The organism is bacterium, from assembly GCA_021372515.1.
GTDB lineage: Bacteria > Gemmatimonadota > Glassbacteria > GWA2-58-10 > GWA2-58-10 > JAJFUG01.
Window position 1 is genome coordinate 1 of sequence record JAJFUG010000136.1, and the last position, 9835, is coordinate 9835.

Annotated in this window: 10 protein-coding genes; all 10 read left to right on the plus strand. The window is 61.1% G+C overall.

What is annotated here, in order from left to right:
• Positions 1-234 (plus strand): hypothetical protein (locus LLH00_13190; protein MCE5272226.1); only part of this gene is annotated, 234 nt, incomplete at its 5' end.
• A 227-nt stretch (positions 235-461) separates the two neighbouring features.
• Entirely contained in the window at positions 462-1808 is a 1347-nt protein-coding gene (locus LLH00_13195; protein ID MCE5272227.1) for a HAMP domain-containing histidine kinase, read from the plus strand.
• Positions 1809-1856: 48 nt separating this feature from the next.
• On the plus strand, positions 1857-4193 hold the full coding sequence (locus LLH00_13200) for a UvrD-helicase domain-containing protein (GenBank protein ID MCE5272228.1): 2337 nt from the start codon (positions 1857-1859) through the stop codon (positions 4191-4193).
• A gap of 24 nt (positions 4194-4217) precedes the next feature.
• The gene (locus LLH00_13205; GenBank protein ID MCE5272229.1) at positions 4218-4670 is read left to right on the plus strand and encodes a DinB family protein; all 453 of its coding nucleotides are present in this window, start codon (positions 4218-4220) and stop codon (positions 4668-4670) included.
• 93 nt (positions 4671-4763) lie between these two features.
• Positions 4764-5807 (plus strand): Fic family protein, encoded by a 1044-nt coding sequence (locus LLH00_13210; GenBank protein ID MCE5272230.1) that lies wholly within the window; start codon positions 4764-4766, stop codon positions 5805-5807.
• Positions 5808-5986: 179 nt separating this feature from the next.
• Positions 5987-6244, plus strand: a complete 258-nt coding sequence (locus tag LLH00_13215) for a helix-hairpin-helix domain-containing protein (protein ID MCE5272231.1) — start codon at positions 5987-5989, stop codon at positions 6242-6244.
• Positions 6245-6284: 40 nt separating this feature from the next.
• Positions 6285-7061, plus strand: coding sequence for a hypothetical protein (locus tag LLH00_13220; GenBank protein MCE5272232.1), 777 nt, complete (start codon positions 6285-6287; stop codon positions 7059-7061).
• Positions 7052-7339: an Asp-tRNA(Asn)/Glu-tRNA(Gln) amidotransferase subunit GatC gene (gene gatC, locus LLH00_13225; GenBank protein ID MCE5272233.1), complete on the plus strand. Its 288-nt coding sequence runs from the start codon at positions 7052-7054 to the stop codon at positions 7337-7339. The genes LLH00_13220 and gatC overlap by 10 nt, the downstream gene beginning before the upstream one ends.
• A gap of 41 nt (positions 7340-7380) precedes the next feature.
• Positions 7381-8805 carry an Asp-tRNA(Asn)/Glu-tRNA(Gln) amidotransferase subunit GatA gene (gene gatA / locus LLH00_13230; protein MCE5272234.1) on the plus strand — a complete coding sequence of 475 codons (1425 nt, stop codon included), beginning with the start codon at positions 7381-7383 and terminating at the stop codon, positions 8803-8805.
• Positions 8805-9835: Asp-tRNA(Asn)/Glu-tRNA(Gln) amidotransferase subunit GatB (gatB, locus tag LLH00_13235; protein MCE5272235.1), on the plus strand; the 1031-nt coding region annotated here is incomplete at its 3' end. The genes gatA and gatB, both read left to right, overlap by 1 nt.

Here is a 9835-nt window from a genome sequence, read left to right on the forward strand (position 1 = left end):
CAGGCAGAACAGCAGGGCCAGCCCCAGGGTGCGGGCCAGACAGAAAAAGGCAGCAATATCCCTTTTCATTCAAATCCTCCATTGTTTGATCTTTTATGCCAGGCAAGATTTGTTACCGGACCAGACACACTGGAACAGCTACGGTATCGTGCGAGGGGGGGGACAGACAGACACGATAAGTCAAATCCCGATATAAGCTTCAGAAATCAACACCTTTACATTCTCAACGAATAGTCCGCCTCTCCATTAACCGCCACATCAATATATATTACCGCAATCAATATGCCAAGTTTTTGTGAATGCATTTTTACCGTTGCATTATTGAGCGGATGGCGACAATTGGCCCACTTCATGCACCTGAGTTCAGCGCCGGTCTTTTTGCTTGCCCAAAGAGCGGGCCGGCGGTAGTTTTATAGTTTATCCAGAGCCGTTGAAGTCCTTCTTTTTCAGGTGATTGGCCCATGGCGCGCAGCGAGACCCAGCCGCAGAATGTAACGATCAAGCACCGCCCGGTGTTCATGCTCCCCAGCCGCTTCAGCTCGCGGGCGCTGTTCGGCCTCACCATGGTGCTCTGCCTCCTGCTGGCCGGCTATTTCCTGTACACTCGCAGCCTGGTGCGTCAGCTGGAGCGGGATGAGGACGCCCTGAGCAAGGCCTACGCCAGGTTCATGGTCAACGCCATGAACCCCAAGACCGGCCTGGAGGACCCCGACCTCATCCGCAAGTTCATCCAGAGCGGCGAGGACACCGAGGTGCTGCGCGAGTGCCTGAGCGAGGTCAACAACCCGGTGATCGTGACCGACTCGACCGGCAAGGCCCTGATCGTGCTGTCGGTCAACGTGCCGTTCAACTACCCCAACGACAACCCCGAGGCCCAGACACGGATCGAGCCGATAATCCATCGCATGGACCGCGACAACCGGCCGTTCCCGATCTACAACCCCTCCTCGCTGGACGTGCAGTACGTGATCCACTACGGCGACCCGCCGGCCCTGGTGCGCTTGAGGGTGATGCCGCTCTACCTGGGGTTTCTGCTGGCCGTGTTCGTGATCACCGCGTTCTGGCTCCTGCGCCGTCAGGCCCGCACCGAGCGCGGGCTGATCTGGGCCGGGATGGCGCGCGAGAGCGCCCATCAGCTCGGCACGCCCCTGTCCAGCCTGCACGGCTGGCTGGAGCTGCTCAAGGTCAACCTGCAGGACGAGGCCGGGGTGACGGTCAAAGCCGCGCCCGCCGCCGGCCCGACCGATCCGGACAACAGCGATATCATGCTCGGCATGGCCCAGGATATCGAGCGCCTGTCCAAGGTAGCCAACCGTTTCGAGCTGATCGGCCGGCGCAGCAGCTACCAGCAGCTCCAGCTCGAAACCGTGCTGCTCGACACGGAGCGCTATTTCCAGGCCCGCCTGCCCAAGCGCGGCACCCGGATACAGCTCAAGGTGCACATCGAGAAGCTCCCCCCGGTGCGCGGCAACGCCACGCTTCTGGAGTGGGCCTTCGAAAACCTGATCAAGAACAGCATCGACGCGCTCACCGGCCGCGGCGGGGTGATCGAGGTCAAGGCGGTCTACGACCGCGAGCGCGACGAGGTGGATGTCACAGTCAGCGACAACGGCCCGGGGATCGCGCGGGACGTGCGGCGGCACATTTTCGAGACCGGGGTCACCACCAAGGCCAAGGGTTGGGGAGTCGGCCTGGCCCTGGTGCGGCGGATCGTGGAGGAAAACCACGGCGGCCGGATCGTGCTGACCCATTCGAGCCAGGACAAGGGAGCCACTTTCCTGGTCTGCCTGCCCGCGGCCCCGCATTGAGACTGGTGTCGGTAATTACGGAACGGATTCGAGACAGAAGAGAGGCCGATGACAGATCTGCTTGAACAGTTGAACGAACCCCAGCGCCAGGCGGTCACCACAACCGAGGGACCGCTGCTGGTGCTGGCCGGGGCGGGCAGCGGCAAAACCCGCGTGCTCACCCAGCGCATCGCCTACCTGGTGCGCAATAACGGAGTACCGCCGGGACGGATCCTGGCGCTGACCTTTACCAACAAGGCCGCCGGCGAGATGAAAGCCCGCGTGGAACGGCTCCTGGGCGGCGAGACCCGCCTCTGGATCGGCACGTTCCACAGCGTGTTCGCCCGTATCCTGCGCCAGCACGCCGAGGCCCTGGGCTACAACCGCAACTACAGTATCTACGATAGTGATGACAGCGAGCGCCTGGTCAAGAAAATCCTGAAGAGCAGCCCCCTGGACCTGGGCAACCTGACGCCCGGACGGGTGCGGCACGCGATCAGCCGCTTCAAGAACGACCTGCGCACGCCCGAGGAGGTGCTGGCGGCTCCGCACCACCTTCTGGAGCGCAAGCTGGCCGAGGTTTACAAGGCCTACGCCGCCGAGCTGAAAGCCAGCAACAGCATGGATTTCGACGACCTGATCCTCAAGCCCATGGAGCTGTTCCGGGCCGCTCCCGAGGTGCTGGACAAGTACCGTCAGATGTTCCGCTACATCCTGATCGACGAGTACCAGGACACCAACCGGGTGCAGTACAACCTGGTGCGCGAGCTGGCCGCCGGCCACGGCAACCTGTGCGTGGTGGGCGATGACGACCAGTCGATCTACGGCTGGCGCGGGGCCGATATCCGCAACATCCTGGAGTTCGAGCGCGATTTCAAGAACGTGACCACCGTGCGCCTGGAGCAGAACTACCGCTCCACCTCGGCCATCCTGGAGGTGGCCCACGCCGTGGTCAGCCGGAACGTGGGGCGCAAGCCCAAGAAGCTCTGGACCGAGCTGAAAGGCGGCCCCGCGCCGGTGGTGCTGGAGACGCGGGATGAGCTGGATGAGGCGGCCCAGATCGCGGACAAGCTGCGCGCGGTGAAAATAGAGGATGGCCTCGCCTGGCGCGACTTTGCCGTGCTCTACCGCACCAACGCCCAGAGCCGCGCCCTGGAGGAGGCCCTGCGCCGCGGCCTGGTACCCTACCGCATCGTCGGAGGGCTGCGGTTTTACGAGCGCAAGGAGATCAAGGACCTGCTGGCGTATCTCAAGGTGATCGCCAACCCGCTGGATTCGACCAGCCTGTACCGGATAATCAATGTCCCCACGCGCGGGATCGGGGCGACCAGCCTGACCAAGCTGACCGAGCTGGCATTGAGCCGCGGCGAGGCGCTCTATCACGTCCTGGCCGAGGCCGACCAGGCGGCCGGGCTCGGGCAGCGCACCGCCACAGCCGTGATGGACCTGCACACCCTGTTCGAGGAGCTGCGCGGCCGCAGCCACAGCGAAAGCGCCGCGGTGATCATTACTGAGTTGCTGGCCCGCACCCGTTACGAGCAGGAGTTCAGCGAGCTGGAAACGTTGGAAGCCCAGGGACGCCTGGACAACGTGGCCGAGCTGGTCAGCGCGGCCGAGGAGTTCAGCCAGCGCTGGGAGCCGGAAAACGGCGGCACCTGCCTGGAGGCGTTCCTGGCCGAGACCTCGCTGGTGAGCGAGATCGATTTCATGAACCCGGAGCAGGACTATGTGACCCTGATGACCCTGCACAACGCCAAGGGCCTGGAGTTCCCGGTGGTGTTCATCGCCGGGGTGGAGGAGAACCTCCTGCCCATCGCGCGCGCCTGGGAGGACTCGGCGGACAACGACGACGCCATCGAGGAGGAGCGGCGCCTTCTGTACGTGGGCCTGACCCGCGCCAGGAAGCGCGTGTTCCTGAGCTGGGCCGCCAGCCGGCGGCGCTATTCCGAGGTGCTGGACGGCGGTCCCTCCGCGTTCCTGCGCGATATCCCCGAGGGGATGCTCGAGCGGGAGGAAAGCCCCAAGAGCCGTGAGTGGGGCGGCTACAACCGCTCGTTCTCCGGCGGCTTGGGAGGAGATCGGTTCGGCGGCGGCTCGTTCGGGAACCCGCGCGGCCCCTTGGGGGCGGCCCCGCCGATTGGGTTCCCGCGGAAGAACACAGGGCAGCGTCCGGCGGCATCGAGCACTGTCACGGCCCAAAACCCGCGCGGCCCGGTGTTCGTGCGGGATGCGGGGGTGGATGAGCCCACCTGGCGCAAGGGCGAGCGCGTGCGGCACCAGGCGTTCGGCAGCGGCTCCATTGTGGCCGTGGACGGCTACCTGGACGACTTGAAAGTGACCGTGCGTTTCGACGGCGGAGTGACCAAGAAACTGGTGGCGCGCTTCGCCAAGCTGGCGCGGGAATAGCAGGCTTTTCTCTGGGAGGCGGTTATGATGAAAGACACGGCCCGCGAGCTGCGGGAGGTGGTCGAAAGAGTGACCCCACGCCTGGAGCGGATCAGCCCGGAGAAGGCGTCTGCTCCGCGCGCGCCAGGCAAGTGGAGCCGCAAGGAAATCCTGGGCCACCTGATCGACTCGGCCTCCACCAACCATCAACGGTTCGTGCGGGCCTGCTACGGGGCCGCGGCGAATTTCCCGGGCTACGCCCAGGATGACTGGGTGCGTATCCAGGGCTATGCCTCCGAGCCCTGGCCGATGGTGGTGGCCCTCTGGAGCGCCTACAACAATCACCTGAGCCACGTGATGGCGCGCCTGCCCGAGTCGGCCAGGGAGGCGGTGGTGAATTTCAACGAGGACAACCCGGCCACGCTGGAGCGTGTGGTGGCCGATTACCTGCGGCACCTTCTGCACCACCTGGATCAGATACTGGACGGGCAGGAGTGAGCGGATTGTAACAGAGAGTCAACCAAGAAAATGGTGGCGTATTTCTCAAAGCAGGGGCAATAGATAAAGAACCCTTCGCGGGCCGGATGATCCATGCATTCACTGGAAAGTACTTATCTCGACAGATTGATCCTTCCCCACCGTTTCGCCGGACTCATCCGACGGATCGGTGAATTCAGGGGCAAACAGGATTTGTACAACCAGCAGGCCCCCGACATACTGGAAAACCTCCGGCGGGTAGCGGTCATCCAGAGCACCGAATCCTCCAACCGCTTGGAGGGGATCACCGCAGATTACCAGCGGATAAAGGCGCTGGTGGAACAAAAAGCCACACCGGCCAATCGGCCGGAAAGCGAAATCGCCGGTTACAGGGATGTGCTCAATACCATCCATTCGAGTTGGAACGGCATACCGTTTTCGGTGAACACGCTCCTGCAGTTTCATCGAAACCTGATGCAATACGCGGGCAAGGAAGGCGGGAGATGGAAAAGCTCCCAGAACGAAATCAGCGAGTTCCTGCCGGATGGGAGTAAAAAAATACGTTTCGTGCCGGTGGAACCCTGGCAGACTGATGATTTCATGCGTCGGTTGCACGAGAATTTCGGGCAACGACTCAAAGAGGACACCCTGGACCCTCTGGTGCTGATCCCGCTCTACGTACTGGACTTTCTGTGCATCCATCCGTTTCTGGATGGTAACGGACGGATGGCTCGGTTGTTGAGTGTTCTGCTGCTCTACCAGGCCGGTTACGAGGTCTGCCGGTATGTAAGCCTCGAAACCGTGGTCGAAAAAACCAAGGATTCATACTACGATACCCTGTATCGGTCATCCCAAGGCTGGCATAACTCTGAGCACGACGCGCTGTCCTGGGTGGAGTATTTTCTTTCGATTGTGCTGGCTGCCTACGCCGAGTACGAACGACGGGTGGGAACTCTGGTCTCCGGACGTGGAAGCAAGCTGCAGATGATCCGCGATGCCATTGACCATTTTTCGGGCGAATTCTCGATTTCTGAGCTGGAAGAAGCATGTCCAATGGTGGGGCGGGATTGGATTCGCGCGACCCTGCGCAGACTGAAAAGAGAAGGCCGGCTCGGCAATTCAGGCCATGGGCCGGCCGCCAGGTGGTTTAAAGCTTAAGCCAAGTATTCCGTGTTGTTTAGAGTTGTTTGGGGTTATTAAGGGTAGTTAAACGCTGATAGTGGTATCATGTGGCATGTTAATACCCTTTCTTCGCTAAATATTCTTAAGACTTAGTTAGAAAACTGGAGTGGACAGACGGGCGAACACAAGGTTCGCCCCTACAAAAGGAAACCGGCATGGCGGCCCGGAAAACCGACCTCCAGACTATCCCCGGCGTGGGCCCGAGCACAGAGCAGGACTTTCTGCGCCTGGGGATAAACCGGGTGGCCGATCTGCGCGGGGCCGACCCGCAGACTCTCTACGAGCGGCTCACCGCACTGGAAGGCCACCACGTGGACCGTTGCGTGCTGTACGTGTTCCGCTGCGCGGTGTATTTTGCCAGCGAGACCCGGCACGAGCCAGAAAAGCTTAAGTGGTGGAAGTGGAAGGATTGAAATGGATTTTAATTCATAGGATAAATAAGAAAGAGGGAATATGGACGAATTCGAAAAATACCAAGACGCCATAGCGGAATCGGCCAAAAAAATCATTACTCCATTACTTAAAAAAAACAAAAAAGAATTAGGAGCAGTTTTCGAGAATTTTATATTTGGTTTTAACGGTCCTTCGACCATCGAGCCAAAACTAACGGCAGAGGAGTCATTCTTTGGAAAACTATTTTACGGCTATACCGAAATATTGCAATCATTAGAAATGCTTGAAGATATAGTTTTCTTTATTGGAAGATATCCTTTTCACAAAACAAGAATTTCACGCGAACGATATCTCCGATTTAATTTAGAAGCATGGCTATCAGAATCTTACATTCTCCAAGAAAGACTCGAACGCTATCTTAAAACAATAGAGAGACTTTACCGAAAAGACTCAAACGCAAGGAATATTAAGCCTGTCTTAAAATCAATAAAAGAAACAATTAATCAAACTTTTGCAAATGTTAACGACATTAGAAACCGACACATTCATCAATACAGACTAAAAGACAACAAGTTAGACCGCCTGGATACCATAGGGCTTTTGGCAAATAACTGGAAAGAGGAAGAAGAAGAAATAAGAAGATTGTTTAAATTGCTCCACATTTCAGAATACAGAAAAACAAGAAAATTTTGGAAGAAACAATTAAACGAAAACAACATAAATATTCGTTTGCTATTTAATAATTATTTTGGCAAACTATCCATAATTATCTTCGACAAAAACACAATGGCCCTCAAGTACCCAGACAATTTTCAAGGAGCCGTCCCTTGTCCGTAACCCTGGATGATGTCAAAAAAATCGCCCTGCTGGCCCGTCTGGAGCTGGATGACACGGCCGCCGAGCGCATGACCCGCGACATGAACGCCATCCTCGGCCACGTGGAGCAGCTCGGCCGGGTGGACACCGAGAATGTGAGCCCCCTGGCCTGGCTGGAGGGCAAGAAAACCCCGGTCGAGCCGGACCAGGTCCGCCGCTTCGAGCACACCGCCGAGGTGCTGGACAACGCCCCCCTGCCCGAGGGCCGCTTTTTCATCGTGCCGCGCGTGATCGAATAGAACGTAACTTCAAACATAGACGGAGCAATCAATTGACTGAGATTCGAAAGCTTGGCGCCGTGGCCCTGGCCGCGTCGCTGGAAAGCGGACAGGTGAGCGCGGTGGAGGCGGCGCGCGAATGCCTGGCCGCGATCGAGGCGGACACCCACCACTGCCTGCTGGCGGTCCGGGCCAGGGAGGCCCTGGCCGAGGCCGAGGCCGTGGACCGCCGCCGCGCCGCGGGCGAGAGCCTGCCGTTCGGGGCGGGCGTGCCGCTGATCATCAAGGACAACATCGTGCTGCGCGGGGCCGCTCCCACCACCTGCGCCTCGAAAATCCTCGAGAATTTTGTCAGCCCTTACGACGCCCACGTGGTGGAGCGCCTTCGCGAGCACGGCCTGGTGATCCTGGGCAAGGCCAACATGGATGAGTTCGCCATGGGCTCCTCCAACGAGAACAGCGCTTTCGGCCCGGTGGGCCATCCCCTGGACCCGGAGCGCGTGCCCGGCGGAAGCTCGGGCGGCTCGGCCGCCTCGGTGGCGCTGCGCCTGGCGCCCCTGGCCCTGGGTTCCGACACCGGCGGCTCGATCCGTCAGCCTGCCGCGTTCTGCGGCCTGGTGGGCCTGAAGCCCACCTACGGGCGGGTGAGCCGCTACGGCCTGGTGGCCTACGGCTCCAGCCTCGACCAGATCGGCCCCCTGGCCCGCTCGGCCGGGGACGCCGCGTTCCTGCTGGGCATCATCGCCGGGCACGACAGGCGCGACTCCACCAGCGCGGATCAGCCCGTGCCAGACTACCGCGCCGCCCTGGACGGTGATATCCGCGGGCTGCGGTTGGGACTGCCGGATGAGTATTTCACCGACGCGCTGGACAGCCGTATCCGCGAGCAGGTAATGGCGGGAGTGAAGAAACTGGAAGCCCAGGGGGCCGAGGTGCGCCGGATCAGCCTGCCCCACACCCCTTATGCTGTCGCCGCCTACTACATCATCGCCACGGCCGAGGCCAGCGCCAATCTGGCCCGGTTCGACGGGGTCCGGTACGGGCACCGCACCGCGCAGAGCGGCAACCTGCTGGAGATGTACCGCCGCAGCCGCAGCGAGGGTTTCGGCCCGGAGGTGCAGCGGCGGATCATGCTGGGCACCTACGTGCTGAGCGCGGGCTACTACGACGCCTACTACATCAAGGCCATGAAAGTGCGCGGCCTCATCACCCGGGATTTCAACCGGGCCTTCGAGCAGGTGGACGCCGTGGTCACTCCCACCGCGCCCAACCTTCCCTGGAAGATCGGGGCGTTCAAGGATGACCCGGTGGCGGCCTACCTGCAGGATATCTACACGGTCACGGTGAACCTGGCCGGCCTGCCGGGAGTTTCGGTCCCCTCCGGCACGGTTGATGGAATGCCCGTGGGCTTGCAGCTCATCGGACGGCCGTTCGAGGAGGCGACATTGCTAAAAGCGGCGAGCATGCTGGAAGGAGGGTTGAGCTGATGACTGACCACGGCTGGGAAGTAGTGATCGGGCTGGAGGTGCACGCGCAGCTCAAGACCCGCACCAAGACATTCTGCCGCTGCAGCACGCATTTCGGGGATGAGCCGAACACGAACGTGTGCCCAGTCTGCCTGGGTCTGCCGGGCGCGCTGCCAGTGCTGAACGCCGAGGCGGTCTCGATGGCCGTGCGCACTGCCCTGGCGTTCGGCTGCACCCTGCACGAGGAGTCGATTTTCGCCCGGAAGAACTATTTCTACCCCGATCTGCCCAAGGGCTACCAGATAAGCCAGTACGAGAAGCCTTTCTCAACCGGCGGCATGGTGGAGGCGCGCCTGGAGGACGGGACCCGCAAGAGCTGGCGGCTCAACCGCATCCACCTGGAGGAGGACGCCGGCAAGAGCATCCACACCGCGACCGCCGCCGGCACCGCGGTGGACCTCAACCGCTGCGGCACCCCGCTGATGGAGATAGTCTCCGAGCCGGACCTGAGAAGCGCGGCCGAGGCCTACGCCTACCTGACCCGCCTGCGCCAGATGCTGCTGTATCTGGGCGTGTGCGACGGGAACATGGAGGAGGGCAGCCTGCGTTGCGATGCCAACATCTCGGTGCGCCGCAAGGGCGAGACAAAATTCGGCACGCGCACCGAGGTCAAGAACATGAACTCGTTCCGCGGGGTGGAGAAAGCCATCGGCTTCGAAATGGAGCGGCAGATCAGCGTGCTGGAGTCGGGCGGCCGGATAGTCCAGGAGACTCTACTGTGGGACACGGACAAGCAGGTGGTGCGGCCGATGCGCAGCAAGGAGGAGGCCCAGGACTACCGCTATTTCCCGGACCCGGACCTGTTGCCTCTGGTGATCGAGCGCACCTGGATCGAAAAGCTGCGCAGCGAGCTGCCCGAGCTGCCGCACACGCGCGAGAGCCGCTTTGTCGAGCAGTACGGGCTGCCGGAGTATGACGCCGCGGTGCTCACCGCCGCGCGCGAGGTGGCCGACTATTACGAGGAAACCCTGCGCCTGGCCAAGGAGGCCGA

Coding starts and splice junctions, on each gene's coding strand:
- LLH00_13205 (MCE5272229.1), top strand. CDS start 4,218: ATGATGAAAGACACGGCCCGCGAGCTGCGGGAGGTGGTCGAAAGAGTG.
- LLH00_13210 (MCE5272230.1), top strand. CDS start 4,764: ATGCATTCACTGGAAAGTACTTATCTCGACAGATTGATCCTTCCCCAC.
- LLH00_13200 (MCE5272228.1), top strand. CDS start 1,857: ATGACAGATCTGCTTGAACAGTTGAACGAACCCCAGCGCCAGGCGGTC.
- LLH00_13215 (MCE5272231.1), top strand. CDS start 5,987: ATGGCGGCCCGGAAAACCGACCTCCAGACTATCCCCGGCGTGGGCCCG.
- LLH00_13195 (MCE5272227.1), top strand. CDS start 462: ATGGCGCGCAGCGAGACCCAGCCGCAGAATGTAACGATCAAGCACCGC.
- LLH00_13220 (MCE5272232.1), top strand. CDS start 6,285: ATGGACGAATTCGAAAAATACCAAGACGCCATAGCGGAATCGGCCAAA.